27 protein-coding genes are annotated in these 26,376 nt (G+C 59.2%); 20 read left to right on the top strand and 7 right to left on the bottom strand.

Annotated features, from left to right (window positions below; genetic code table 11):
- Window positions 1-23: 23 nt before the first annotated feature.
- Both CLV97_RS08385 and CLV97_RS08380 read right to left on the bottom strand, forming a co-directional pair.
- Window positions 24-302 carry a hypothetical protein gene (locus CLV97_RS08385; protein WP_106345079.1) on the bottom strand — a complete coding sequence of 93 codons (279 nt, stop codon included), beginning with the start codon at window positions 300-302 and terminating at the stop codon, window positions 24-26.
- A complete protein-coding gene (locus CLV97_RS08380) occupies window positions 299-904 on the bottom strand; it encodes a helix-turn-helix domain-containing protein (RefSeq protein WP_106345078.1) in 606 nt (201 codons plus the stop codon). Before CLV97_RS08380 ends, CLV97_RS08385 begins: the two co-directional genes overlap by 4 nt.
- A 170-nt stretch (window positions 905-1,074) precedes the next feature.
- Between CLV97_RS08380 and CLV97_RS08375 the strand changes: the two genes are divergently transcribed.
- Window positions 1,075-1,917 (top strand): EcsC family protein, encoded by an 843-nt coding sequence (locus CLV97_RS08375; RefSeq protein ID WP_106345135.1) that lies wholly within the window; start codon window positions 1,075-1,077, stop codon window positions 1,915-1,917.
- A gap of 173 nt (window positions 1,918-2,090) precedes the next feature.
- On the opposite strand, the gene CLV97_RS08370 is transcribed toward CLV97_RS08375, so the two are convergent.
- Entirely contained in the window at window positions 2,091-3,002 is a 912-nt protein-coding gene (locus tag CLV97_RS08370; protein ID WP_170070416.1) for a hypothetical protein, read from the bottom strand.
- A 174-nt stretch (window positions 3,003-3,176) separates the two neighbouring features.
- Between CLV97_RS08370 and CLV97_RS08365 the strand changes: the two genes are divergently transcribed.
- The 3 genes from CLV97_RS08365 to CLV97_RS08355 all read left to right on the top strand — a co-directional run bounded on the left by CLV97_RS08365 (window position 3,177) and on the right by CLV97_RS08355 (window position 5,003).
- On the top strand, window positions 3,177-4,037 hold the full coding sequence (locus tag CLV97_RS08365; RefSeq protein ID WP_106345076.1) for an inositol monophosphatase family protein: 861 nt from the start codon (window positions 3,177-3,179) through the stop codon (window positions 4,035-4,037).
- 125 nt (window positions 4,038-4,162) lie between these two features.
- Complete coding sequence (locus tag CLV97_RS17875; protein ID WP_146130445.1) at window positions 4,163-4,378, top strand: hypothetical protein; 216 nt, start codon at window positions 4,163-4,165, stop codon at window positions 4,376-4,378.
- 31 nt (window positions 4,379-4,409) lie between these two features.
- Window positions 4,410-5,003 (top strand): short-chain dehydrogenase, encoded by a 594-nt coding sequence (locus CLV97_RS08355; RefSeq protein ID WP_342749786.1) that lies wholly within the window; start codon window positions 4,410-4,412, stop codon window positions 5,001-5,003.
- A gap of 287 nt (window positions 5,004-5,290) precedes the next feature.
- Here CLV97_RS08355 and CLV97_RS08350 read toward each other — a convergent pair whose 3' ends face one another.
- On the bottom strand, window positions 5,291-5,920 hold the full coding sequence (locus CLV97_RS08350) for a hypothetical protein (RefSeq protein WP_106345073.1): 630 nt from the start codon (window positions 5,918-5,920) through the stop codon (window positions 5,291-5,293).
- 5 nt (window positions 5,921-5,925) lie between these two features.
- Window positions 5,926-7,194, bottom strand: coding sequence for a hypothetical protein (locus tag CLV97_RS08345; RefSeq protein ID WP_146130443.1), 1,269 nt, complete (start codon window positions 7,192-7,194; stop codon window positions 5,926-5,928).
- 609 nt (window positions 7,195-7,803) lie between these two features.
- Here CLV97_RS08345 and pepV point away from each other — a divergent pair.
- The 9 genes from pepV (at window position 7,804) to CLV97_RS08305 (ending at window position 15,881) form a co-directional block, all read left to right on the top strand.
- On the top strand, window positions 7,804-9,225 hold the full coding sequence (pepV, locus tag CLV97_RS08340; RefSeq protein WP_106345071.1) for a dipeptidase PepV: 1,422 nt from the start codon (window positions 7,804-7,806) through the stop codon (window positions 9,223-9,225).
- A gap of 102 nt (window positions 9,226-9,327) precedes the next feature.
- Window positions 9,328-9,975 (top strand): DsbA family oxidoreductase, encoded by a 648-nt coding sequence (locus tag CLV97_RS08335; protein ID WP_106345070.1) that lies wholly within the window; start codon window positions 9,328-9,330, stop codon window positions 9,973-9,975.
- A 267-nt stretch (window positions 9,976-10,242) separates the two neighbouring features.
- Window positions 10,243-11,550, top strand: coding sequence for an acetamidase/formamidase family protein (locus tag CLV97_RS08330; RefSeq protein WP_106345069.1), 1,308 nt, complete (start codon window positions 10,243-10,245; stop codon window positions 11,548-11,550).
- Window positions 11,551-11,780: 230 nt separating this feature from the next.
- The gene (locus CLV97_RS08325; RefSeq protein ID WP_106345068.1) at window positions 11,781-12,257 is read left to right on the top strand and encodes a DUF1772 domain-containing protein; all 477 of its coding nucleotides are present in this window, start codon (window positions 11,781-11,783) and stop codon (window positions 12,255-12,257) included.
- A 194-nt stretch (window positions 12,258-12,451) separates the two neighbouring features.
- Window positions 12,452-12,919 carry a response regulator transcription factor gene (locus CLV97_RS08320; RefSeq protein ID WP_342749785.1) on the top strand — a complete coding sequence of 156 codons (468 nt, stop codon included), beginning with the start codon at window positions 12,452-12,454 and terminating at the stop codon, window positions 12,917-12,919.
- Window positions 12,901-13,155, top strand: a complete 255-nt coding sequence (locus CLV97_RS18860; protein ID WP_342749784.1) for a winged helix-turn-helix domain-containing protein — start codon at window positions 12,901-12,903, stop codon at window positions 13,153-13,155. The genes CLV97_RS08320 and CLV97_RS18860 overlap by 19 nt, the downstream gene beginning before the upstream one ends.
- The gene (locus tag CLV97_RS08315) at window positions 13,152-14,111 is read left to right on the top strand and encodes a sensor histidine kinase (protein WP_106345067.1); all 960 of its coding nucleotides are present in this window, start codon (window positions 13,152-13,154) and stop codon (window positions 14,109-14,111) included. Before CLV97_RS18860 ends, CLV97_RS08315 begins: the two co-directional genes overlap by 4 nt.
- A gap of 74 nt (window positions 14,112-14,185) precedes the next feature.
- Window positions 14,186-15,130, top strand: a complete 945-nt coding sequence (locus CLV97_RS08310; RefSeq protein WP_106345066.1) for an ATP-binding cassette domain-containing protein — start codon at window positions 14,186-14,188, stop codon at window positions 15,128-15,130.
- The gene (locus CLV97_RS08305; RefSeq protein WP_106345065.1) at window positions 15,099-15,881 is read left to right on the top strand and encodes an ABC transporter permease; all 783 of its coding nucleotides are present in this window, start codon (window positions 15,099-15,101) and stop codon (window positions 15,879-15,881) included. The genes CLV97_RS08310 and CLV97_RS08305 overlap by 32 nt, the downstream gene beginning before the upstream one ends.
- A gap of 271 nt (window positions 15,882-16,152) precedes the next feature.
- Here the strand turns inward: CLV97_RS08305 and CLV97_RS08300 are convergent, their stop codons facing one another.
- On the bottom strand, window positions 16,153-17,154 hold the full coding sequence (locus CLV97_RS08300) for a L,D-transpeptidase family protein (protein WP_106345064.1): 1,002 nt from the start codon (window positions 17,152-17,154) through the stop codon (window positions 16,153-16,155).
- A 228-nt stretch (window positions 17,155-17,382) separates the two neighbouring features.
- Between CLV97_RS08300 and CLV97_RS08295 the strand changes: the two genes are divergently transcribed.
- The 7 genes from CLV97_RS08295 (at window position 17,383) to CLV97_RS08265 (ending at window position 24,266) form a co-directional block, all read left to right on the top strand.
- On the top strand, window positions 17,383-18,129 hold the full coding sequence (locus tag CLV97_RS08295; RefSeq protein WP_106345063.1) for a CPBP family intramembrane glutamic endopeptidase: 747 nt from the start codon (window positions 17,383-17,385) through the stop codon (window positions 18,127-18,129).
- A gap of 72 nt (window positions 18,130-18,201) precedes the next feature.
- Window positions 18,202-18,909 carry a YknW family membrane protein gene (gene yknW, locus CLV97_RS08290; RefSeq protein WP_106345062.1) on the top strand — a complete coding sequence of 236 codons (708 nt, stop codon included), beginning with the start codon at window positions 18,202-18,204 and terminating at the stop codon, window positions 18,907-18,909.
- Between the two features lie 166 nt (window positions 18,910-19,075).
- Window positions 19,076-20,182 carry an efflux RND transporter periplasmic adaptor subunit gene (locus CLV97_RS08285; protein ID WP_106345061.1) on the top strand — a complete coding sequence of 369 codons (1,107 nt, stop codon included), beginning with the start codon at window positions 19,076-19,078 and terminating at the stop codon, window positions 20,180-20,182.
- A complete protein-coding gene (locus CLV97_RS08280; RefSeq protein ID WP_106345060.1) occupies window positions 20,179-20,871 on the top strand; it encodes an ABC transporter ATP-binding protein in 693 nt (230 codons plus the stop codon). Before CLV97_RS08285 ends, CLV97_RS08280 begins: the two co-directional genes overlap by 4 nt.
- Window positions 20,868-22,064 (top strand): ABC transporter permease, encoded by a 1,197-nt coding sequence (locus CLV97_RS08275; protein ID WP_106345059.1) that lies wholly within the window; start codon window positions 20,868-20,870, stop codon window positions 22,062-22,064. The genes CLV97_RS08280 and CLV97_RS08275 overlap by 4 nt, the downstream gene beginning before the upstream one ends.
- A 151-nt stretch (window positions 22,065-22,215) precedes the next feature.
- The gene (locus CLV97_RS08270; protein ID WP_106345058.1) at window positions 22,216-23,061 is read left to right on the top strand and encodes an endonuclease/exonuclease/phosphatase family protein; all 846 of its coding nucleotides are present in this window, start codon (window positions 22,216-22,218) and stop codon (window positions 23,059-23,061) included.
- Between the two features lie 134 nt (window positions 23,062-23,195).
- Window positions 23,196-24,266 (top strand): alpha/beta fold hydrolase, encoded by a 1,071-nt coding sequence (locus CLV97_RS08265; RefSeq protein ID WP_170070415.1) that lies wholly within the window; start codon window positions 23,196-23,198, stop codon window positions 24,264-24,266.
- Between the two features lie 642 nt (window positions 24,267-24,908).
- On the opposite strand, the gene CLV97_RS08260 is transcribed toward CLV97_RS08265, so the two are convergent.
- Window positions 24,909-26,279, bottom strand: coding sequence for a GntP family permease (locus tag CLV97_RS08260; protein WP_106345056.1), 1,371 nt, complete (start codon window positions 26,277-26,279; stop codon window positions 24,909-24,911).
- Between the last annotated feature and the right edge of the window lie 97 nt (window positions 26,280-26,376).

Below are 26,376 nucleotides of genomic sequence, written 5' to 3'. Positions count from 1 at the left end.
TTCCTTCAATTGACGAAAGCCTTTCACGCCGCCATGCAACGGTTTTGGGGATTCCTGCCCGCCGGGATGCCGAAACCCGAGGAGATGATGGTGATCTTGGCATCCTGCCCTTGCCGGGCGGGAATCATCCATTCCGTCACCGCCGCCTCCTCCCGTACGGAGCGGGGTCCGGAAAAAGAAACCACTTTCGGTGCGGGCTCGCCGTTCCGGGAGGAGTTCCCGCGGGGGGCGGGAAGGCTCCAGATGACGACCGGGCGGTTTTCCGGCGCCCGCCTTTGGGAGCGGTTTTTCCTTGTGCTCATTCCGGGCTTCCTCCTTTGGGGATCTCAGGGTAGATGACCGCCGTTACCATGAAGGCGTTTTCATCGCCGGCTTCGGCGGATCCGTATCGGTTGATCAATTCCTCCAGCATGGCGGCGTAGTCCCGAAGAAACGCGTGGCGCCGCTCTTCGGAATCCAGGTGCACTTTCATCTGCAGGGTGGCGCTGGGGATTTGCTGTTTTTTTTCTTCCGATCGTTCCATCAGGAGAAGCGCGTCCCGCCGGATCCGATCCGACAGGGTAATCAGGTGGGCGAGGGCCCCTTGTTCCTTGATCCGTTCGGAAGTTTCGGGATTCAGCCCGACGGCCTCCGACAGGAGAAAGGATCTGGCGATCGCCTGGTACAGGACTTCCACCAGGTTGCGCACCTGCCGCGTCCCCACGCGGCGGACGAGGCCGACCTTTTCCAGCGACTTCAGGTGATAGTTGATGCGCTGGGGCGTATCGCCGATCTTTCGCGCCACTTCTGCGGCGGAGGCGGGTTCCCTTACGATGGCCAATATTTCGGCGCGGAGAGGATTCAAGAGGGCGGCGGCCTGTTCCGGGGATCGTACAACATGGGTTTCCGGAAGTTCGTGATTCACCCGGGTCCACCTCCATGACAATCAGGATCATCGTAAAAACATTTTATTACGTTATACACTTTTTGTCAAATGGCTTCTCTGTCGATTGCCGGGGCGAACCATCTGGTATAATCGTCGGAGAAAGCATCCGGTGAGCGGATGGGAAAGAGCGGGAGGGGAAGGGTCGAGTGGTGAACGACAAGTGGACGGAGGATACCGTCGAGTCCTTGGAGGAGGAGCTGAGGCGCATAGAGGAATGGGAAGAGGACCAGCGGGATCTCTGGTTTTGGGAGAAGCTGGGCAGGCTTCCCTTTGCGCTGTTGGACCGGATGATGCCGAAGGTCGTTCATGACTGGATCGGCAAAGTGTTGGACGAGTTGGGGAACTACATACAGACCGGCGGACAGTACCTGATCGATGAGACGCCGGTGATGCAGCGATTGGCGGAAACGGCGGGGCGTCCGGGGGCGTTTCTGACCCCGGAAAAGGCCGCCGATCTTCCCCTGGCCTGCTTGAACCGGGCGTCGGAGGAGATCAAGGCTTCCCATGTGCGCTTCGCCCGGTACCAGGGGGCGGCCACCGGCCTTGGTGGGCTGTTTACCCTGGCGGCGGACATTCCGCTGCTGCTCGGCACCAGTCTCAAGGTGATCCAGGAGATGGCCCTGGTCTACGGTTATGATCCGCGCATCCCGTCGGAACGCGCCTTCGTCGTCCATTGCCTGCAGTTCGCTTCGTCGGACATCGTCGGAAAGCGGGCGATCCTGAATCGCCTCTCCTCCTGGGAGTCGGAGGAGGGGACGCAGGAGTCGGTCTCCCGGTTGGAGGGCTGGCGGGAAGTGATCATCAACTACGGGGATCAATGGGGCTGGAAGAAGCTGTTCCAACTGGTTCCCGTGGCAGGGGCGATTTTCGGCGCCTGGATCAATCAGTCCACGGTGGAGGAAGTGGCGGAGGCGGCCCAGATGCTGTACCGGAAGCGAAGGGTGCTGGCCAAACTGGAGAAAATGGAAGAGACTCGGACGGACGCACAATGAAAGGGGGCCGATTCGCTCGGCTCCCGAGTTTTTGGCCGGTTCTTCCACCGGCGGGCATCCAGTGGAGTGCCGCAGGATGCCCCCGGCAAGGGGCGATCGCGGCACTCTTTTGTTTCCGGCGCGGCCGCGGCTGATCGGTCCGGATCAGGGGCGGTCGGCTTCCCTCGGTTGAATCAGAAGATGGGATCCGCCGCCCGGTTGACCAGGGCCAGGTCGCAGTCCTTGCCGGTGTCGTAGGAGATGTTGCCGATCGCCCGGCGGAGCGTTTCGGGAAAATCTTCTTCGGGAGACGACCAATATTCGCGGGTCTGCCGCACGATGTCGGTGGCTTCCTCCAGGGCCCGTTCCCACAGGGTCCAGAAACTCTCCCGGTGCGTTTCCTCCGGGACGGCGGGATGGCGCCATTCGCTCTCCGATTCGTTCAGGTAGTCCCGGTGCGGAAAATAGGGGGTGTGGCGGAACGGGTCGATTTTCCCGAGGGTGAGCGCCCGCTTGATTCCCGAGGGATCGTAAAAGATCCGCAGGGCCTTGAGCATGTCCCGGTAGGCTTCGTTCAGCTCTTCCCGACGGATATGTTCGGTTTCCTCCGGGTAGTGTTTCCGCGCAAGGCGGTCAAGGGTGTCCGTCCACGGCTCCGGCAGGGTCGGTCCCACATCGATCCGGGGAGCCAGGGGAGTCCGCCAGGTTTCGATCCCGGCGAGCCGCCGGGCGACCAAGGTGTCGATGGTCACTTCCATCCGCTGATGGTTGTATCCCTCATATCCCGCCCGGTAGTGGATGTAGGGGTGGGTGGTTCGATCGAGGACGTGGTGGGTGATGAAACCGGTGACCGCGTCGCGGATCGACGCTTCCCCCTTCGCCGCCTCGATCAGATCCCGCAGAAACGGTCCGCATCGGCGCAGGTGCATGGCGCTGCCGAGGCGATTGACCCGATCATCCTTCACCCAGGGCCAGAATCGGTGGAAAAAGAGAAAATCAGGCCCCTGACAGCCGAGGTGAAAGATTTTCTCGTCACCGGGCGGGGGAAATCCCCCTTGTTCAAGGACGGTGTCGCCGAAGATCATGTGGGTCCATGCGTAGGGCAAGGGATGTTCCCTCCGTTTCAAACTTGCTTTCTTCCTCTTTCATTTCGCCCCGGCGGGTTCCATCCCCTTCCATGGGAAAACCGTTTCTTCACCAAATTGTCGTAGGTGGGAGCGCGCGGGACGATTTTTCTTTTTGATTTCTTTTCCGTATGATAGAAGATGAATTCAGCGAGGATGGATAGGAAAGAAGAAGGAGGGTTTCTGTTGTCCATCGAAACAGCGATCGAAGCGGCGAAGGAAGCGGGGCGGTTGATCCGGGAGCGGGTGGAGACGGCCAAACGGGTGGAGACCAAGTATTCGGACCACGATCTGGTCACCGAAGTGGATCGTCAGGCGGAGGAGATCGTCCGTCAGGTCCTGCTCAAGGCCCACCCGGACCATGCCATCCTCGGGGAAGAGGGGGTGGCGCCGGGGCCGGAAGCCTCCCGGGAGGCCCTGGAAGCGCATCGGGATTACGAAAACCTGTGGATTGTCGACCCGATTGACGGCACGACCAATTTCGTCCACGGCTTTCCCTATTTTTGCGTTTCCATCGCTTTGGCCCGGCGAGGAACGGTGGAGCTCGGCCTGATCTATGATCCGATGCGCGACGAGTGTTTCACCGCCGTGCGGGGGGAAGGGGCCCGGCTAAACGGGGAGCCGATCCGCGTCTCAGAGGAGGATACTCTGGGAATGAGCCTGGTGGCCACCGGCTTTCCCGCCGATTACAAGGGGGCTCGAAAGGCCAACACGGCGGGGCTGATTCGGCTGTCCTCCCGGTGCCGCAACATCCGCACGGCCGGTTCGGCGGCCCTGCACATGGCGTATGTGGCGGCGGGAAGGCTCACCGCGTTCTGGGAGCTGGAGCTGAACGCCTGGGACCTGGCGGCGGGTTCCCTGCTGGTGGAGGAAGCTGGCGGCCGCGTCACCGATACCCGGGGAACTCCTTACCACATCGGCGTTCGCCACGTATTGGCCACCAACGGCCGGATCCATGAGGCGATGCTGGAGGAGTTGAAGGCGGCGGAGGCTACGGGGTTTGAAAAGAGGGAGTGACGGGGGAGAGCAGAAGAGATCGGCCCTTCGAGGATATGAAGAGATTCGCTCTCGCAGGTGGCGTTTGGCTACGCTCTGCCCTTTTCCGACGGCAGTTGTGCTGCCGTAAGCCGGGGGAATCCGTGATGGGGAAGATGTGCAGCGAGGTGGCCAGCGCAGCCTCCGTTTCCTGGAAATGGAACAGGGGCGGCGGCAATATGGGAGCGCGGGGAGATTGCGTGAGGGAAACAGGGAGACGCAAGCGGTTGACGAAGTGTCAGGCGGCAGCCGTGCGGGTGACGGTGAACGAAAGGGAGCGGATGCTCGACATGGAGGTTGGGTGGCAGTTAAAGGGAAGGTGAAGGGGCCGAGACGACAGCACCGGCACGGGAGGTGGTCGAGGTGCAACCGGCCGAAAGGCGGCTTCACGCTTTGGTGGTTGGGGGCACGGGCATGCTGCGGGGGCTGAGCTTGGCGCTGGCGGAAGAAGGCCGCATGGTGTCCGTCGTTGCCCGGACGCCGTCGCGCCTACAGTCGTTGACCGACGCGGCCAAAGATTTCTCTGGGGGTATCAACCCTCTGCCGCTGGACTATCGGGACGGCGCCCGGCTTCAAAACGCTCTGCGACGCGCCGTCGAGCGGTTCGGCCCCTTTGGGTTGGCCGTCTGCTGGATTCACTCAACGGCTCCCGAAGCGCTGCGGCAAGTCGTCGAGGTCATTGCCGACACTTCGGAGTCGTGCCGCCTTTTTCACGTCCGAGGCAGCGCGGCGGCCAATCCGGTCACCGGGTCCCGGCGACCGCCCGAGTGGCTGGCGTTGTATTCGAACATACAGTATCGTCAAGTGATCTTGGGCTTCGTCATCGAGGACGGAGGTTCTCGCTGGCTAACCCACGCCGAGATCAGCGGCGGCGTGCTGGATGCGGTGCGGAAAGACAGGCCGTTCTCCATCGTGGGCACCGTGGAACCGTGGTCGTTTCGGCCGTAGGCTGGAAGCCAAATGCCAAGTGTGATAAGGCTGAAGAGCTCAGCATACCAAAGCGTGCCTTTTTCCTTCGGGTACGGTGCAACCTGCGACGTACCCGCGAAGGTTGCCGAGGCGCTTGAGGTTGGTGTGAACCATGCGGTATCGGTGCGGCCACATGCCGTGAGGATGCGCATGTCCGGAGCCCCTACGGCAAAGGGGTGGCGGAAGCGCTGGAATACCTGCCGGATCTCCCGGGCGAGCCCGGTGTGTCCCGTGACACCGGGCCTTCGTCTATGAATCGATGTAGATTACAGTCCCTCCAGGTATTCTTTTAAATACCAAGGCCCACTCATGTGGATTTTTTCTAGGGGCAATCTCTTCTCCAGGCGTTCCAAAAAACCTTTTAGTATAGGGCTGTTGATTTGGGCTGTTTTCTTGCTTCGATTTGTTTTCTCTATCAGGGGAGCGTAAATATCCGTGTCCAGATTAAGGGATAACCATAGTGGATCATTTACTGACTGATCAGATGAAGATTTCAACCTCCTCGTTTCATCCAACTCAATAAATAGATAGAGTGCTCCTCCTGGTTGAAACAAAATCTCCTGTGGTTTTTGATCTTTCTCGACTTCGTAGCAATGAAGAGTCAAAAGAAAGTTTATCTCGGTCACGTCATCAACGTTTTTTAGATACCGGACGAGTTTTTCTTGGTAATTTTCATCACTACCACTGATTACAAAAGCATCTTCTCCGTCACTTAGAGTTCCAACTTCAACTTCATATATGGTTGCAAAGGGTTGGAGGATGTCCAAAATCGTCAGAGCTACTTTTATAATCCAACGCCGTCGGTTTTCAGGTTGATTAAGCAAATTTATGTTATATCCTATGAACCGATAAATCCACGAGGATTCAGTATAACGCCATACCTTTGATTGGCTCATGAGTTTCACCTCTCGGGGATTGTACGAATAATTTTGTTGTCCGGTGTGCGGATCAATTCTAAAATTAATCGATGTTCTTTATAAACCGCAACTCTGTTCAAACTTCTTGAACGAAATTCGTGAAATTGTTCTCGTATAGCTTTTTCCAATTCGTGCAAGGACATATTTTCATAGGAATTTGCTCCGTCATGAATAAGTTGAATTTCAGCAGCTCCGACTTTCCGGATATTCTCCCAGCTCGATTGTTTTATTTGTCGATTGGCCTCTTTTATTTGGTTTTGAATTGTTTTTTTATCGTTAGATATTTCTACAGTGGTTTTAACTTCAGTTAATTCATTGTCAACCAGGTAGTCGGGGTTTTTTTTGTTTTTTAATGTTTGTTCTGATAACATTTCAACATATTTTTCTTCCTGGAAAACCTTTCTTTCAATGAATTCCAATTCACCATTGTATCCGCCACTTCCCAATGAAGATCGTTGTTCTTTCAATACATCTTCTTTCAACTTGGACAGTCGCTCCGGATCCGCCTTAAACCGTCCGGATTCGAGCAAACGGTCGATCCGTTCCTCAACGGGCAAAAGCCGCTGTTTGACCCAATCGATCCTTCCGGATTCGGTTCGAGGCGGATAGGAGTCATCAGGCTTTTGATCCGGTGACTTTTTGTCTTGGGGATCCTTTTGTTGGGAACCGTCCGAAGAACGCGCGGTTTTCCCGGTTCCTTTCTGTGAACTCCCGGGAGAATCTCCCGTTGAGTGCCGCAGGGAATCATCCGATGCAAAATCCATCCGCCGTCCGCCGGGGGTTTCGATGGCGTCCCGCCTCCATAGCTTTTTCGCGATGCGCTGGGCGGTGTCCTTCAGGCCGTCGGCAAGCCGGTTCAGCACCTTGACGGCGGGGATGCGCTCGATCACCTGTTCCGCGAGGAGCGCTGTCACTGCCACGGCGGCCTCCTGAGGAGGCCGTTTGCGAAGCTCCCGCCACCAGGAGCGGATGAAGCCGATCGGATTCCGCAGGAAGGAGGTGACGGGTCGGGGATTGGACAACACTTCCTGCAGGGTGAGGGCGGCGCTCAGCCCGGTGAAACCTGCGGCGATCCATCCGCCGCCGGTGGCCACGGTGAGCAGCGCTCCGGCCAGCAGGACGGTGAGCAGTACCGCCGCCTTTTCGTACCAGGCGAGCCCATCCCACCACTCTGCCAGATCATCGATCAGGCCGGCGAAGTAAGCGTTATCGGAGGAGAGGGCGTGGGCGTTCAAGAGGGCACCGATCGCCACAAGCAACAGGCAGCCGAGGGCGGCGAGAACGGCCCGGCGGCGGGCCAGGGTATCCAGCGGTTCCTTCGATGATATGGCTTCGTCCCCGTGAAGGAGCGAAAAGGCCATCTGCCGCCGCTCCCGCAGAAACAACAGAGCGTGTCCCCACTCTTGCCGCCCTTTGAGGAAAGCGCGGCACAGGGTGAGGAATTCGGTGACGGGTTCGATTAGCTCCTCCTTCGGCAGCCGGGGCAGGCGGTCACTTACTCGGTTAATCTCCCGGAAGTCCCAGAGGACAGCAACGATCAGCGGCTCCGGCCATATAAAAAGGGTGTAGATTTTTTATCAAAAAAACGTTTTCCGTTGGACAGAAATCTCAAGTATACTGACAATGTCTTCTGTCTAAGAACAGGCAGTTGTGCCGCCATCTTTTCCATGTGAAAAAGTCTTTTGACAGATTTCCCGTCGGCGTTTAACATCAACCTCAAAGGGATTGCGGATTGCAGGCGCATCGGCGGATCCGTTTTCTCGGAGCCGGCGCGGGTTTCTTTTTCTGAGTGGACCGATGCTTCCCGGTTCCGTGTTTCAGGTAACACTACATAGGCGAGAGAGCGAAAGCGAGGAGTGACGATGATGAGCATCGATTGGGAACGGGAGATGGAAAAGCGACGAGAGGAGCTGCTTGAGCGGACGAAGGAGTTTCTCGCCATCGAGAGCGTGCTGGACGAATCCACGGCCGGCTCCGGGGCCCCTTTCGGCAAAGGGGTGGCGGAGGCGCTGGAATATGTGCTGGATTTGGCCCGGCGGGACGGCTTTGTGACGAAAAATCTGGACGGGTACGCGGGTCACGTGGAATACGGCGAAGGAGAGGAATTGATCGGCATCCTCGGCCACGTGGATGTGGTCCCTCCCGGCGACGGATGGACGACGCCCCCCTTTTCCCCGGACATCCGCGACGGCAAATTGTACGCCCGGGGTGCCATTGACGACAAGGGGCCGACCATGGCCGCCTATTTCGCCCTCCGGCTGATCAAGGAGCTGGGGCTTCCCCTGTCCAAGCGGGTGCGCCTCATTCTGGGCACCGACGAGGAAAACCTGTGGCGGGACATGGCCTACTATTTTGAGCGGGAGGAAATGCCGACCATGGGCTTTGCTCCGGACGCCGATTTTCCCATCATTTACGCGGAGAAGGGGCTCCTCGACATCACCCTCGTCGGCGACGCCTCCGACTCGGAGGAGGAAGCCGATGAGGAGGTCTGGACGCTGGCCCGCTGGGAAGCGGGTCACCGGTTCAACATGGTTCCGGATCGATCCCGGGCGGTTCTGGAGGGGAGCGGCGATGTCTTCTCCCTGAAGGAGAAGTATCAGGATTTTCTGCTGAAAAACCGCATCCGGGGGTACGCTCAGGAGGCGGACGATCATCTGCTGCTGGTGCTGGAAGGGCGTTCCCATCACGGTTCCGAGCCGGACAAGGGGTTGAACGCCGGGCTGGAGATGGCCCGCTTCTTGAACACGATCACGCTGGACCCGGAAGGAAGCCGTTTCATCCGGATGATCCACGATGTTCTTGTGGACGACTTTTTCGGAAAAAGGCTGGGCATCGCCCAGGAAGATGACACGGTCGGTCCCCTGACCGTCAATGCCGGCGTTTTCCGGTATCGGAGAGGGGGAGAGCGGAAGCTGGGGCTGAATGTCCGCTATCCGATCCGTGGGAATGGCGAGGACATCGTGAAGGCGGTCGCCGAACGGGTACGTCCCTACGGCCTCAAGATCGGGGAAACGGACCACAAACCGCCGCACCATATCGATCCGAATCATCCGCTGGTCCGCACCCTGTCCCGGGTGTATGAGGAGCGGACGGGAGAAAAGGCGTCGCTCTTGGCCATCGGGGGAGGCACCTATGCCCGGGCCCTCAAAAACGGCGTCGCCTTCGGTCCTCTCTTTCCGGGCAAGGAGGAGACGGCCCACCAGACGGACGAAAACATCGAGGTGGAGGATCTCCTCAAAGCGGCGGCCATCTACGCCCAGGCGATTTACGAGTTGGCCCGGTGAAGCGGGGAAGAAGGGGGCTCGTGGGCAAAAGCCGCGGCGCCCCCCCTTCGCCACCCCGACAAGGGTGTTTTCACCGGCTTTTGAAGGAGGGAGGCGTTTTTCATGGCGCTGAAGATTCGCGTTTACTCGGACTACGTGTGACCCTTCTGTTTCATCGCGGAGGTTCCGCTGAAGGAAGCTGTCCGGGGAAAAGATGTGAACGTGGAGTGGATGCCCTTCGAACTGCGACCTGAGCCACAGCCGACGCTGCGGCCGGAGGGGGAATACCTGCAAAACGCCTGGAAAAAATCGGTCTACCCCCTTGCTGAACGCTTCGGCGTAAAAATGGTCCTTCCCCGGGTGTCACCCCAACCGCACACCCGTCTCGCCTTTGAGGGATTTCAATACGCCAAGGCGCACGGGAGGGGAGAGGCTTACAATCACCGGATGTTCACCGCCTTTTTCCAGGAGGAAAAGGATATCGGCGACATCAATGTCCTGACGGAGCTGGCAGAGGAGTTGGGTTTGGACGGGGAGGATTTCCGCAAAGCCTTGGAAACGGGGAGATATCGTGAAGAACATCGGAAAGCCCTCCGCCACGCCTACGAAGAATTGAAGATCCGGGCCGTGCCCACCTTCGTCATCGGCGACCGGGTGCTGACGGGCCTGTATGATGCGGACGTCCTGGAACGGGTGATCGAGGAGGAGCTGAGCAGGAGAAGCGGGGAAACTCTCGGAGGCTTCGCCTGTGATATGGACGGATGTGACTGAAACCCCTCAAACGAGGGGTTTTTTCTTTTCGTTTTTCTTTCACGGTGGAAAGACATGATGATGACGGGTTCCTCCACCCTGGAAGAGTTATGAGGGAGCCATTGTCGGGGCGGCCGGGGGGATGGACCGGGGGGCTTTGCATTCGCGCCCCTCCACCGACGTCATTTTTTGACCTGATATTCGGGACTGTTTGGTTGGTTTTGAAGTGAAGTGCGAATAGTGTTAATCTCGAATCAAATAGGGCGAATGACAGGAGGAAATTCGACCATGCAAAAACCGGCCTGCAACACTGTTTATGTCGACACCTTTACCAACGGTGTTCTCGACCCGGAACAGCCGATGCTGGGTCCGGTGCGCGACGGAGGAGTTATCGTGGCCAACACGACCCCGGGATGTTGGGGACCGATGATCACCCCCAGCCTTCGCGGTGGACACGAAGTGACACAACCCGTATACGTGGAAAACGCCGAACCGGGGGATGCCATTGCCATCCGTATCCGGTCCATTCGGGTGACGTCTGTCGCCACCGCTTCCGGTAACGACCAGACGGTCGAAGGGCGCTTTTTGGGGGATCCCTACGTGGCCGCCCGATGCCCGGAATGCGGGACCGATCGTCCGGAGACGCGAATCGAAGGGATTGGAATGACGGCGATCCGCTGCGTCAACTGCGGAGCCGATGTAACCCCGTTCACCTTCACCAACGGCTACACCATCGCTTTTGACGAAAACCGGGAGTTGGGCGTCACCCTTCACAGGGAAGCCGCCGAAGCAATCGCGCGGGACGGGCTGAAATACATGGCCATCCCGGAGAATTCCGTCCAAAATCCCATTGTCACCTTCGCCCCCCACGATATCGTCGGAGCCGTCGCCAGAATTCGGCCTTTTCTGGGCCAATTGGGGACAACACCCTCCCGTCCGTTTCCCGACTCCCACAACGCCGGCGACTTCGGTTCCTTTCTGATCGGGGCGCCCCACGAGTATGCCTTGACGAAGGAAGAGCTGGAGGAGCGGACCGACGGCCACATGGATATTAACCGGGTCCGGGAAAACGCCGTGGTCATTTGCCCGGTCAAGGTGCCCGGCGGCGGGGTGTACCTGGGGGACATGCACGCCATGCAGGGAGACGGGGAAATTGCCGGACACACGACCGATGTTTCCGGAATCGTCACCCTGCAGGTTCACGTCCTGAAAGGCCTGACTTTGGAAGGCCCCATCCTTCTTCCCGTGGAGGAAGATCTTCCTCACCTGGCTCGCCCCCTCACCCGGGAAGAAAAAGCAAAAGCCCTTCGGACGGCCTGCCGTTTCGGCCTTCACAGGCTGGAGGAAACGGCTCCTGTCTCCTTCGTGGGCACGGGATCCAACCTGAACGAAGCCACGGACAACGGTTTGAAGAGGGCCGCCAATTTGTTGGGGATGACCGTCCCCGAGGTGATGAACCGGGCGACCATTACCGGGTCGATTGAGATTGGTCGTCATCCGGGAGTGGTGACGGTCACCTTCTTGGCTCCTCTCGAACGGTTGGAGCGGATCGGCATCGCTGACTTGGTGAGGGAGCAATACCGCCTTGAGGAATAAAAAGGTTGCTTTTAACCGGGCGGAATGATCTGTCCGGATCAGACGAAAGACTTTGAATTCCAACCGTCGGATGCCCATGTTGCGGACACACCTTGCCAAAATAAGACCCGGGTTGGAAGGGAAAATCATCCCTGTGCCGGATCTGGAAATGGATTCCTCCCGATATGATCAAAATCAACCTCCCCGGAGTTGATAGGGGAGAACCAACGGATAAAGGGCGGGAGAGATCCATGAAAAAATCGGTACATGAAGTGTTGCTGTGGTTGTTTGTCATCAACCTGGGCATCGCGTTCGGAGCGGGGATTTACGAAGCGCGGATCGTGATTCCCGGATTTGCGGACGCCCCGCCGCACACATGGCCGAATACCGGGCTGCTGTTCTGGGTCTACGTCACCACGGGTCCCCTCACCCTGTTGACCCTGGCCAACACCTATGTGGCATTAAAATCCCGGGGGCCGCAGCGAAAGTGGCATTTGGCGGCCGTCGGCATTTTGATCGTCGAACGGTTGGCGACCTTCTCCTACTTTATTCCGACCATGGCCGGGCTGATGGGGGCCGAAGGGCTCAGTCAAGGGGAGATTGCCGCCGCGTTGTCCGAATGGCAACTGTACAACCACGGGCGCCATTTGCTCACCCTGTCCGGGTGGCTGGCCGCGTTGAAGGCCCTCACCCTCGCAAGCCGGCAGGGGGAGACAAAGGATTCATGAACGCATCGCGGGTGGAGCTGCACCGCTTCGGCGCAGCTCCTTTTATTTGTTTTCAAAGTTTTCTACAGGCGGATTTCCTCGCGGAAAGTCTCAAAGCCTTGGAGGAGCTTTCCGGTTTTGTGCGGTTGACCGCCGGAAGGGATACGTCGGAGAATGGAAGAGTCAGGCACAGTTTCGGACAAGGAGCGATTTACATGTCAGCGCCCTACATTCTCATTGTGGAAGATGACCGGGAAATCAGCCGGTTGATCGACACCTACCTGCGCAAGGAGGGGTATCGGACGGACCGGGCGGCGGACGGCCGTGATGCCTGCATGCGACTGGCCGCCCGCAGCTATCATTTAGTCATCCTGGATCTGATGATCCCCGAGATCGACGGTTGGGAGGTGCTCCGCCGCATCCGGGAAAAGGGGGCCGTGCCGGTGATCATTTTGTCGGCGAAGGGGGAAGAGGCGGACAAGGTGTTGGGATTGGGACTGGGAGCGGATGATTACCTGACCAAGCCCTTCTCCATGGCCGAGCTGATCGCCCGGGTGAAGGCGCAATTGCGCCGTTATCTCTACCTGAACGATTCGGCCGCCCAGGGACCGTCCGTCCTGGAGCACGGGGATCTGACGCTGGATCTGAACACCTCGAGGCCCGGGTGGGCAAGCGGCGGGTGACGCTGACGGCGAAGGAGTTTGAGATTCTCAAATTGTTTCTTTCCCACCCGGGCCGGGTCTTTACCAAGGCCCAAATCTTCGAGTCGGTCTGGGGGGAAACCTTTGCCGCCGACGAAAATACGGTGATGGTGCACATTCGGCGCCTGCGCACCAAGATCGAGCCGGATCCCTCCAACCCGGCATACATACGGACCGTGTGGGGCATCGGTTACCGGCTGGGGGGCGAGGATGGATGACGGTCGCGATGATGGGCGTCCTGTTCGGGCTGGTCCTTCTCCTTTTGCTGGTGCATCTCCGGCGGAGCCGCCAGATTCGCCGGATGGCCGACACGCTGGAGGCGTTCGCCGAAAACAACCGCAACCTCCGGATCCGCCTGTTTACGAAGGATCCGTCCCTGACCCGCCTGGCCCTGATGATCAACCGGCTGGCAGAGCAGTTTCAAGGGATGGAAGAGCGGACCGCCTATCTGGAGGCGGAGCGGAAGCGCCTTTTGACCCACGTTTCCCACGACCTGCGCACTCCTCTCACCTCCCTCCTCGGATATGCGGAGGCCCTTCGGCGGGATGCCGATTTGACGGACCGGGAAAGGGAGGAATATCTCGAGGTGATCGAGGAGAAGGCCCGGAGATTGACTGTTCTGATCAACGATTTCTTCGATCTGGCCAAGCTGGAGGCCGGGGATGCCGAGATTCGCCTGCGGCCGATGGATGTGTGCGAGCGGGTCCGCGGGTCGGTTCTCACCTTTTATCGGGAGATCACGGAGGCGGGGTTGACGCCGGAGATCCGGATTCCCGACCGGGAGATCCGCGTCCAGGGAGATCCTTATGCCACGGAGCGGATTTTGAACAACCTGATCGGCAACGCCCTGCGGTACGGCCGGGAGGGAGGCGTGATCGGCGTGGGCGTCCGCGAGGAGGAGAAATGCGTCTGGGTGGAGGTGTGGGACAGGGGACCCGGGATTCCCGAGGAGGAATTGCCCCGGATCTTTGACCGCCTCCACACCGGTGACCGATCGCGCAATCCCCATTTGCGCGGAAGCGGCCTCGGCTTGACCATCGTCAAGCAGTTGGTGGAAAAGCAGAAGGGAGAGATCCGGGTGGCAAGCGATCCCCATCGCAAGACGGTGTTTTCCTTCTCCCTGATGAGAGCGGAGGGGGGCAAGGGCGTTCCGGACGATTCGCCCCCTTTGTAAGGGTTTTTTAAGAGTTGTTTTCAAAAGATGTAAGATTGGCCCGATATACTCCGGAATGAAAGGAGGCAAGCGGAGTGGACATCGTGCTGAGGACCCATCAACTCACCAAGCGATACGGGAAAAAGACCGCCGTGGACGGCGTGAACATGACGGTGAAAAGGGGAGAGATCTACGGTTTTCTCGGGCAGAACGGAGCGGGGAAAACCACCACCCTGCGCATGATCACCGGCATGGTGAAACCGACCGCCGGCAAGATCGAGCTGTTCGGCAGGGCGGAGGAAAAGGGGAGGCATCAGATGTTCCGGCGGATGGGAACGATCATCGAGACGCCGGGAGCCTACCGCAACCTGACGGCCTGGGAGAACCTGGACATGCATCGACGGCTGATGGGCGTGCCGGAGAAGGAACGGGTGGAGGAGATTCTGGAACTGGTCGGTCTGACGGAGGCCTGCAACGTGAAATACAAGAAGTTTTCCCTGGGGATGAAACAGCGCCTGGGCATCGGCCGGGCCCTGTTGCACCAGCCGGAGTTTCTGGTGCTGGATGAACCCACCAATGGGCTGGATCCCCAGGGGATCAAGGAGATTCGCCAACTCCTCCGGGATTTGGCCGAAAAGCGGCGGATCACCATCCTCATCTCCAGCCACATCCTGAGCGAAATCCAGCAGCTGGCCACTAAGATCGGCATCATTCACCAGGGGAAATTGCTGGAGGAGATCGATTACGAGACGCTGCAGCGAAAGAACCGCCATTATCTCCAGCTCAGGGTGAGCGACGACCGCCGTGCTTCCTTTTTGCTGGAGAATCGGTTGCAAATTGCCGATTACCAGATAGCGGAACCGGGGGTCCTCCGGGTCTACGAGCGGCTCAATGAGTCGGCTCGGATCAATCGCCTGCTGATCGAAAACGGGGTGGACATCGCGGAAGCGGTGCTGATGCGGGACACCCTGGAGGATTACTTTATCCGGCTGACGGGGGTGAGGGTGAATGGGACGCATTCTGAGCGCCGAGGCGCGTAAGTTTAAACGGTCCGCCATCCTGTGGGTGATCGCCGCGGTGGTTCTGTTCCCCGTCGCGGTGAGCCTGTTGATGGCGATGGGGATGGAGGCGAACGGGCGCAAAGTTCCTTTTTTCATATTTTTTAGCAACCATTTTCTGTTCGTCCATTTGCTCATCGGGGCTCCCCTGTTTACGCTGATCGCCGGCTATGTCTTTTCCCGGGAGCACCAGGAGCGGACGATCAACCACCTGCTCACCTACCCGTATTCCCGCTGGCAGTGGTATGTGGGAAAGCTGCTGATCGTGGCTCCCATCGTGGCCCTTGTGCTGGCGGTCCAGTTTCTTCTGCAATGGGGGGCCGGCGCCCTGTATACCGGTGAATTCCTGCCGAAGGATGCGTTTATGGATGTGCCGGCAAGTGAGATGTTGATGCGGATCATCAAGGCGGCCCTGCTGGGCATTTTGTTCCAGATCCTGCTCATCCCGGCAGGAGCGGCGGCGGGGATCCTCGGGAAAAACGTGATCGCTCCCGTCGTTTTGGGCGTCTGCGCCGCCGGGATAAACGGGGTGATCCTGATCGCCGGGATCTCCATGAAGCATGCCGCCTTCAATCCCTGGTTCATTCCCATCCTCCATTCGGGGATGATGGCCGAGACGCCCTCCGATGACGTTTTTCTCCGGGCATACGTGTCCCTGGCCGCCGTCTGCATCGTCTCGCTGGCGTTGGGCCTGCACCGCTTTGTGAAGGCGGATGTTCACAGCGGTTCGTGAGTCGATCGCCGATCTTCGCAAAGGCGCAGTCCGCGGAAAAAGGATCTTCGCGCCGGCGAAGGGCCGAGGCGGGCGCGTCGAAAGCCGCCGCGGCCCTTCATCCGGCGCCCGTTGGTCTGCGGCTTTCCTTCCCAATTTGCGCGACAGGATCCGAAAAAAAGCCGTCACCCGATGGAGGGTGGACGGCTTTGCCATTATTCGCCCTGCGGCGATGCGGTTTGGATCCCGCGACCGGTGGTCGAGAAGGAGGGATTTATTAAAGAAATAACCATTACCGTTTAACAGCTACCGATTTGTGGACGTAGGCGGTTTTCCCGCTGGAAAGGCGGATTCGGTACCAGTCCTTGCTCTCGCCGGTCAAGTTCAGCTTTTTCCCCTTGGCCAGCCGCTGGAGGACGGAGGCCTTCAGGGACGGAGCGGACCGGACATTGGCCAGCCAGACATTGATGGTCACCTTGCCGGATGCCTTGCGGAACTGGCCCGAGTTCTTTTTGTCCTTCGATCCACTGGATACGAGGGTTACCACGGAATCGTGGACGTAGGCCTTTTTCCCGTTGGAAAGGCGGATTTGATGCCAATCGTTGATATCTCCGGTGCGGGTCAGCACCGTTCCCCGTTTTGCCTGCTTGATGACGGAGGCGCTGAGGGAGGGTCCGCTCCGGATGTTGGCCACGTTGACCGTCACCTTCAGCTTTCCGGAAGCGGGCTTCACTTTCGGGGAGGAGGTGCTTCCCTTTTTCCCGCTGTGGATGTGGACGAGTGTGCCCTTGGGAACCAGATTGTACAGTTCGATGACGTCCTTGTTGTACATGCGGATGCAGCCGTTGGAGGCATAAGTTCCGATGCTTTTGGGCTGATTGGTGCCGTGAATGCCGTAGGTTCTCCCGTTGTCCCCCTTGACGCTGATGCCCAGCCAGCGCTCCCCCAGGGGATTGTTCGGATGTCCTCCGGGGATGCCCTTCCAGCCGGGTTTGACGAACTTCACCACGATGGGAAATGTCCCTTCCGGTGTAAGGGACGGGGTGCGCCCGGTGGCCACGGGATACTGTTTGTATACCCGGCCGTTTTTGTACAGGGTCAGCTTGTTGGTCGACTTGTTCACTTCAATCTTGTAGGCAGAAGCGGCATCCGCGTCGGCGGTTCCCAGCCCGAAGATCACCGCGAAGATGAACAGAGCGGCAAGACTCCATTTCCAGACCTTTCTCGTGATCGATCCCTCCCGATTTCTCCTCTCCTCTCTCTGCCGGTGCGGGATGCGGACAGGGTCCGCCATGTGCTTCTATTTCAACTATATCGGAATTTATTGTAAACGGGAAGCCCCAATTATCGGGAAAAACTCGGAAAAAAACTGTTTTCAATTTAATATGATCATGATATCATATTGATTGTAGATGGTCGGGGGAGCACCTGTCACCGGTGCGGCCCCGAGGGAGTGGCGACCGCGGGGGAAAAAGGCGGGTATTCGGCAGACACGGCGAACGACGGAAAGAGGGTGCCGCCGATGAAGAAACATCTGCGCCTGATTCTGTTTTTGACGGCGATGGGCTTTATCGGGGGAGTGACGGTCCTCCCATACCAGATGAGCGTGGTGAGTGAGGCGCCTCCGCTTCCCCTTCCGCTACTGTATGTCGCATCGGGCGTCCAAACCGCCCTTCTGGCCTTTCTCTTCGGTTCCCTGGGGTTCATCATGGCCGAAAAGGTGAATCTCGGCATGCCCGTTTTGCGAAGCTGGCTGTATCCACAACCCCGGCGTTCCTTGGATTCAAAGGGGCTCATCTTGGCCGTCGCCGGTGGCGTGTTGCTTTCCGCGGCGGTGGTTTGGCTGGATCAATGGGTGTTTTCCCGCCATATCCCCGGGCTGAACCAAGGGCCGGCCGTGGAATGGTGGAAGGGACTTTTGACGGTGTTTTACGGCGGGGTGGTTGAGGAGATCCTCATGCGATTGTTCTTCATGACCCTCCTGGTGTGGCTTTTGGCAAAGCTTTTCGCCAAGGAAAAAGTTCCCGACACCCTTTATTGGATCGGGATCCTGCTCTCCGCTTTCCTGTTTGGAATCGGCCATCTTCCCCTGGCCGGTGAGGTCTTTGGCGTGCTCACGCCCCCGGTCATCCTTCGCACGTTGCTCGCAAACGGTCTGCTCGCGGTCCTGTTCGGATATTTGTATTGGAAGAAGGGGCTGGAGTACGCCATGATCTCCCACATGACGGCGGATGTGATGCTGCATGTCGTGTTGGTCCGCCTGGTCTAGGGAAAATTGCGGGATGAAAACCTAGGAAGAAGGATTTATACTTAAAGGGAATCCAAAGATGGGAGGAATTTCATGAAAACGGAGTCTTCATCCAATTTGTCGTCCAACAAGGGACCCACCCTGTGGGGGATACTGTTTGCTCCCACCGAGCAGTTTGAGCGAATGATCGATCGCCCCCGCTTCGGGTGGGCTTTGGCGGCGATGATGCTGGTCGGAGCGATCGCGGCGGCGCTGGTGGCCTATTCGGTGGCCCTGGAGACGCCCGCCCCGGAAGAGGCGCAGATGTTTGATTCCGCCCAACTAGCAATGGTCTACGCCTCTTTGGGCTTTGTCGGTGCTCTGATCGGCATACCCGTCTCGTTGCTGCTGATCTCCCTGATTCAGAAACTGCTGTTGATGTTGTTCCAGGGAGAGGCGACTTATCGCCAGCTCTTCTGTCTCAACACCCACCTGTACCTGTTTACTCTCTTGGCCAGTTTGATCATGGCCGTCATGATGCTCCTTCTCGGCCCCTCGGAGAACCCGGAAATTTATCCCACCAGCCTGGCGGCGTTGGTGCCGGCGGAGGGAGCGGTCCTCAGGGGGGTTCTGAACGGGATCGAGCTGTTCGCCCTCTGGAAGCTGTTCCTCGCGGCCAAGGGACTGTCCGTCATCGCCCGACTGTCTTCGGGGAAAGCCTGGACGATCGCCCTGATCCTGTTTGCGGGGGGACTTTTGTTTGCCGCGCTGAGCGGCTGGTTCTCCGAGTTGGCGGAGAGCTTCCAACCTCCCCAGGGCTGATGCGTTGAAAGGCGGTGGCGGGGGAGTGTAACACTTGACCGCCGGGGTGCATCAAGTGGGGATTTTTCGCCGGAAAAGACCAACGCGGAAGGTCGAGGCGGGAGATCCCTCTTCCCCCTCTTTTTCAGCACTTTTATGGGATTATTGAAAAGACGGAGGCGGATGAATGAAATACCGCAAAATTTGGATCGGCTCTGGTCTGGTCCTTCTGATCGCCGCGATGATCACGGTTTATGTGATCCGAAACACCCAGGCGCAGGAGGAAGTCAAAACGGTGAAACCAACCCGGGAGGAGATCAGCGAAGAGATCGTCACCTCCGGCGTGTTGGAAGCCGGCGGGAAGCAGGAAGTGTATCTCGATCCGGAGCGCGGACAGCTGTCGGAGATTCCCGTGAAACCGGGCAAGAAGGTGAAAAAGGGAACGACCCTCGTCCGCTATCGCAACGACCTTCTTGACTCCGAAAGGCAGCAGGCGGAAATGCAGATCGAGGCGGCCCGGGTGAAGCGCTCCGGACTCCTGCGGCAGCTGAACGAGGTGAAAAAGGCCGGTCAATCCACCCCGGGCGTCCCCGGCGGCGGAGCGATGTCCGAAGAACAGATCCGGCAGGAGATCCGCCTGGCCGAATTGGAGTTGAAACAGGCCCAGAAGCAGTTGGAAACGGTTTTGAAACGGTTGGAGCGGCTGAACGTGAAAAGCACTCTGTCCGGAACGGTGGTCCAGGTGAATCCGGCCGGGGGAAGGGGAGCCTCGGCGGAACCCCTCGTGATCGTGGCCGATTTGGACGACCTGAAGGTGAGGGCGGATGTGTCCGAACTGGATGTGATGAAGGTGAAAAAGGGGCAATCGGTTACCGTTCGCTCCGACGCCCTTCCGGACGAGGAGTGGAGGGGCGAGGTGATCCGGGTGGGGGAACTTCCCAAAGCGGATGAGAAGATGGCGGCCGCACCCGGCGGGGGTTCCGGCCAGGTCGTCTATCCCGTGGAAGTGAGGCTGAAGACACCGATTCCCCTCAAGCTGGGATCCAACCTGATCGTGGAGATCGCCACGGAGAAAAGGAAAGCCCTCACCCTTCCCCAGGAGGCGGTGAGGGAGGAGCAGGGCAAATCCTATGTATTCGCCGTGGAGAAGGGGAAGGCGGTCCGCCGGGAAGTGAAGGTGGGCGTCAGCTCCGGAGACCGGGTGGAAATCCTGTCGGGGGTGAAGCCCGGTGAATCGGTGGTCCTCGACCCGCCGGAGGATCTGAGAAGCGGCACGGAAGTGAAGGCCCGATGATCCGGCTGGAGCAAGTGGAGAAGAGTTACCGAACGGGTTCCATGTCGGTCCCCGTCTTGAAGGGGTTGGACCTCACCGTCGAGGAAGGGGAGTTTGTGGCCATCATGGGGCCGTCCGGGTCGGGCAAATCCACCCTGATGCACATCATCGGTTGCCTGGATCGCCCGACAAAGGGGCGCTATGTGTTGAACGGGCGGGATGTGTCGAAGGCGGATGAGGAGGAGCTCGCCCACATCCGGAACCGGTGGATCGGTTTCGTCTTTCAGCAGTTTCACCTGCTGCCGCGCATGACCGCCAAGCGAAACGTGGAGCTCCCTTTGATTTATGCGGGCGTTCCAAAAAAGGAGCGGGAACGTCGGGCGGAATATGCGCTGCGCCGAGTGGGCCTGGGGGACCGGATGGACCATCGCCCCAGTGAGTTGTCCGGCGGACAGCAACAGCGGGTGGCGATTGCCCGGGCGCTGGTGAACCAGCCGGTTCTCCTGTTGGCGGACGAACCGACCGGAGCCCTGGATACCGCCTCGGGTGGGCTCATCATGGATCTGTTCGCCGAGCTGCACCGGGAAGGGCGAACCGTCGTCCTCATCACCCACGATCCGGATGTGGCCGCCCGGGCGGAGCGCCGGGTGCTGCTGCGGGACGGCCTCATCGTCGGCGAAGCCCGCGGGGGAGGGGGAGCGGCGGGATGAGCGTATGGGAAAGCGTCAAAATGGCCTTTGACTCCATCTTCGCCCACAAATTGCGCTCCTTTCTCACCATGTTGGGGATCGTCATCGGCGTGGCATCGGTGATCATCATCGTCTCCATCGGCCAGGGGGGAGAGGCCCAGCTGACCGAAGCCTTCGCCGGAACGGGCAATACCATCACGGTGATGCCCAGCTCGGAGATGCAGTTGAACGAAGGGGGAGCGCTTCCTCCCGACCTGTTTACCGAAGAGGATATCCGGGCCCTGGAGGGGTTGCCGGAGGTGAAGCGGGTCTTGGCGCTCAGTTACAGCACCGCCGATATCCGCTATCGGGGTGAGCAGTTGGAGGGAGCGATCGTCTTCGGCATCAACAACAACGGAATCCTGGAGATGGATCAGCGGAAGCTGAGCGAGGGGAGCGGTTTTCGCACCTCCGACTTCCTGAGCGGGAGCGCCGGAGCGCTCGTCAGCGCCGACATCCGGGACGAGTTGTTCGACGGGAAGAATCCGGTGGGAAGCATTATCCGGATCGGCGACCGGCCGGTGGTGGTGAAGGGCGTGCTGGAACCGGTGGAGGGGCTGTTTTCCGGCTTCCAGCAGACGGAAATCTATCTGCCGTACCGGACCTGGCAAAGGGTGTTCGGCCAGGGAAGGATCAGCCAGCTGACCCTTCAGGCGGAAAGCCCCGATCAAATCCAGGCGGCCGGCGAGAAGGCGGTCGACCTTCTCAATCGGCGGCATAACACGGACGACGGATACCAGGTGCTCAATCTGGAGCAGATCACCGAGGGGATTTCCCGCGTCGCCCGGATCATGACCATCGTGATCGGCAGCATCGGCGGCATCTCCCTGCTGGTGGGAGGAATCGGCGTGATGAATATCATGCTGGTTTCCGTGACCGAGCGGACGAGGGAGATCGGAATCCGCATGGCCGTGGGGGCCACGCGCACCCAGATCCTCCTGCAATTTCTGATCGAGTCGATCACCCTCTCCGTCATCGGCGGAGCGATCGGCATCCTGATCGGTTATGGCGTCTCTGCGCTGATCTCCCTCCTCTCCCCGTGGCCGGCGACGGTATCCCTGCCCGTCGCGCTGGGAGGGCTCCTCTTCTCCGTCCTCTTCGGCGTCGTCTTCGGCCTCCTTCCGGCCAACAAGGCGGCCCGTCTCCATCCCATCGAGTGTCTGCGGTACGAGTGAGAAGCGCCGCGAACGGGACTCGCGCGGCGCCGCATCCGCCCGCCAGCTGGAGAAAATTTCTCATCTCCGGAGGAAAAGAATGTAAATCCGGCGAATCCCGAGTGAGACAGAACCTTTTCGCGAAACTACCTGTTGAAAGAGGTGCCGAAACATGCTGGTGCGAGTCCTTCGCGGTTGTTTGGTGGTGGCGTTGCTGGGGATGCTGTCGGTCCTCGGGGCCGAGGCGGGAGATGCCGCCCCGGCCAAGGAGCGCGTGGTCAAGGTTCTCACCTATAACATCGCCCACGGCGTCGGGCACGACGGCCGGCTGGACCTGGACCGCGTCGCCGGGGTGATCCGCATGAGCGGCGCGGATGTGGTCGCCCTCCAGGAGGTGGACAAACACTGGGATACCCGAAGCGACTTCGTCGACCAGGCGGCGGCTTTGGGGAAAAAGCTGAACATGCGGGTGAGGTTTGCCCCCATCTATTCGCTGGACCCTCCGGAGCCCGGCAAGCCGCGACGGGAATACGGGTTGGCGATATTGAGCCGATATCCGATCACCCACTTCAAGAACCACGAACTCTTCCGCATCAGTTCCCTGGAGCCGGAAAAGGGCGTGCAAAAAATGCCCGGTTTTCCGGAGGCGGTGATCAACCTTCACGGCCGGAAGATCCATCTCTTTAACACCCACCTGTCCTGGCTGGAACCGGAGGTGCGGCTGCTGGAGGCGGAGGAAATGCTGGAGATCATGGGTCCGGCCCGTCATCCCGTCGTCCTGGCCGGGGACATGAATGCCCTGCCTGACGCCCCCGAGATCGATCGGTTGAGGGAGGTCCTGACGGATACCTTCGAGGCGGCGGGAACGGGGGATGGGTACACCTTCCCCGCTCCCGATCCGGTTCGGCGGATCGACTACATCTTCGCTTCGCCGGACATTCGCGTACTGGACAGTCGGGTCATCGAAAGGGAGGGCTCGGACCACTACGGTGTGCTTTCCACCTTGTGGGTTAAATGATTGCCGGGGAACAGGAAGCCCGTCATCCCGGCCTGGCCCGGCGTGAAGCCTTTGGACGGACTGCGGAACGCTTCTAGGGTCGCTCAAGTCCCATGCAGTCATTTCGCCTTAACAAAAACGGGGAGCGATGCAGCATGCGACCGGGTTTGAAACGGGCGCTTGGGATCGCCTTCAAGGCGTTGATCGTTTTGGTGCTCCTGCTCGTTGTCGCCTTCGGCACCTATGTGTTCAACAATTTGACCTATCACGACCGGGCCATGGCCGGAGTGAAACGGGCCGGGTTTGTCGAGAAGGATGTGACCGTAGGCGGTTCCCGCATCCATTACGCCGAAGGGCCCGATAACGGTCCGGCGCTGTTGTTGATCCACGGCCAGCTCATGGACTGGACCGGTTATGCGCGGGTATTGCCGGACCTGGCGGAGGAGTACCACGTGTTCGTGGTCGACTGCTACGGCCACGGGAAATCGGAGAAGGATCCGCAAAAGTACAGCGCAAAGGCCATGGGCCGGGATTTGGTCCAATTTATCCGGCAGGTGATCGGAGAACCGGTCGTGGTTTCCGGCCACTCCTCCGGCGGGCTCCTTGCGGTATGGCTCACGGCCCACTCCCCCGAATGGGTCCGGGGGGCGGTGTTTGAAGACCCGCCCCTCTTCACCACCCTTTTTCCCCGGGCCGAGAAAACCTTCAATTATGTGGATCTGAGCACCATCTGCCACCGCTTTGTCCAACAGAGGGAGGAGAGCGACTTTACCCTCTACTACGTGAGAAACAGCTACCTTCTGAAGTTTTTTCAGGACGCTCGGCCGGGAATGATCCGGTATGCCGAAAACTACCGGAAAAAGCACAGGGACCGACCCCTTCGGTACTGGTTTATGCCACCGGTGATGAACGAGGGATTCCGGACCCTGCCCGAGTACGATCCCCGCTTCGGGGTCACCTTCTACGACGGTTCCTGGAATGAGGGCTTTGATCACGCCGCGGCGCTGAAAAAGATCGAGAAGCCCACCGTCCTCATCCTGGCCAACTGGTCCTACGACGAGAACGGCATCCTGCTGGCCGCCATGGATGAAAAGGACGCCCGAAGGGCCCACACTCTTCTCAAGAACAACCGGCTCATCAAGGTGGATTCCGGCCACAATTTCCACTTTGAAAAGCCGCGGGAATTTGTGAGGATTTTGCTCGACTTCAAAAAGCGGATCGGTTAGGTCCGGGACCCGGATCGCCCTTCTCGGGGAAAGGGTTCTTTCGCATACAAGCCGGCCCCCAAAAGAGGCGGCTTTGGGGTAATGACAAAGTGCTGGGAGGGACCGATTTTTCGCGGGTGCCTTCAGCTGCATTGGAGCGGAGGCGAAAAATCGAGCCCCTATCTTTTTGAAGGGTTGTGAACCATCACCCTCAGCTGCCGATGGGGGTGTACCGCTTCGTTTCGTTGCGATAGCAAAGGCACTCAGCGGTACACCCCCATCTCCCGACATCATTTTTACAGAGCCCTTAGCGGGGAATTTGTCTGTCGCGGCTCAAGCCGGCCCCAAAAGAGGCGGCTTTGGGGTAATGACAAAGTGCTGGGAGGGACCGATTTTTCGCGGGCGCCTTCAGCTGCATTGGAGCGGAGGCGAAAAATCGCGCCCCTATCTTTTTGAAGGGTTGTGAACCATCACCATCAACTGCCGAAGGGGGTGTACCGCTTCGTTTCGTTGCGATAGCAAAGGCACTCAGCGGTACACCCCCATCTCCCGACATCATTTTTACAGAGCCCTTAGCGGGGAGTTTGTCTGTCGCGGCTCAAGCCGGCCCCAAAAGGAGCCGGCTTGTTCTTTTGGAAGGGGAGGGGCTCTCCCGCTCCGTTTTCATCCGAACAGTGCGGTGGCGATGAGGAGCATGACCAGCGCAACCAGCCAGGCGAGGGTGGTCGGCACCGACCAGGTGAGAATCTGCTCCTTGGTGTTGCGAATCCCCAACATCCGGTTGGCGACCCAGAACATGCTGTCGTTGAAGTAGGAGAAGACCATGGAGCCGATCGTCGCCCCCTGTGCCGCCAGCACCATGTTGACATCCAGGCCGCTCAGGATCGGGGCGGAAATGGAGGCGGCGGTGATCATCGCCACCGTGCCGCTTCCCTGGATCAGTCGAACCAGGCTGGCGATGACGAAGGGAAGCAGGACGGCCGGCAGGGAGGTATCGGCGATCCACTTGGCGATCGCCTCGCCGGTCCCGCTTTCCCGCAGGACGTTTCCCAGGGCTCCGCCGGCGCCGGTGACGAGCAGGATGATCCCGGCGGAACGGATTCCCTCTTCCATCCGGTCCAGGGCTTCCGAACGGCGGAGGTGGTGGACCAAACCGTAAATGGCGATCAGGAGCCCCAGGCCGACGGCGATGACGGGGGATCCGACGAACATCAGGTAATCGTAGATGCCGCCCTTAAGTTCCAAGGCGCTGATGGTCGTATTGACGAAGATCAGCAAGATCGGAACCACGATGGGGGCCAGCGAACGGGTCAGGGACGGAAGGTCCTTTTTCTCTTCCAATTCGATCAATTCCTGATAGGTTTTCGGCTGGTCGGGGCGCACCCATCCGAGCCCCGTTTCATCGGGCAATTGATAAATTCTTTTTCCGAGCCATTTCGAATAGTAGATGCCGGTGATGAAGACGGGAATCCCGAAGAGCAAGCCGGTTAAAATCATCACGCCGATGTCCACGCCGAAGATTCCCGCCACTCCCAGGGGGCCTGGGGTGGGAGGAACCAGGTGATGGGTCGCCGTCAAGCCGATCCCCAGGGCGACTCCCAAGCCGACGACCGATTTCCCCGTCTTGGTTGAGAGCGCTTTCGCCAGCGGGGTTAAAATGACGAAGGCGGAATCCACAAAGATCGGTATGGAGACGACGTAACCGGTCAGGGCCAGTGCCCATTCCTCTTTCCGCTTCCCCAGCCATTTGAGAAAGCTGTAGGCCATCCGCTCCGAGGCGCCGGACACCTCCAGAATACGTCCCATCATCACACCGAAACCGATGACCAGTCCGATGGAGCCGAGGGTGTTTCCGAAACCGGCCGTGATCGCATCCACCACGTCGGGAGGCGTCATGCCTCCGATGAGCCCCGTCAAGGAGGCCGCGATGATCAGTGCCGGAAAGGCGTGGACCTTGGTGCGGAGGACCAGAAAGATTAACGCGAACATTCCGACAAGAAGCCCGAGAATCATTTGACCTCCGGTTGCTTCCATTTGTGATCCCTCCCTGAAAAAACGGTTTTGCATCCGGAAAATCTGTGACCTCCTGCCCGGTTCCTCACCTCCTTTTCCGGAACCGCTTCCATCCCGA

This window comes from Planifilum fimeticola (assembly GCF_003001905.1).
Lineage (GTDB): Bacteria > Bacillota > Bacilli > Thermoactinomycetales > DSM-44946 > Planifilum > Planifilum fimeticola.
Note: the sequence above shows the minus strand (reverse complement) of the source record. Positions and strands in the feature narration are given on the sequence as shown.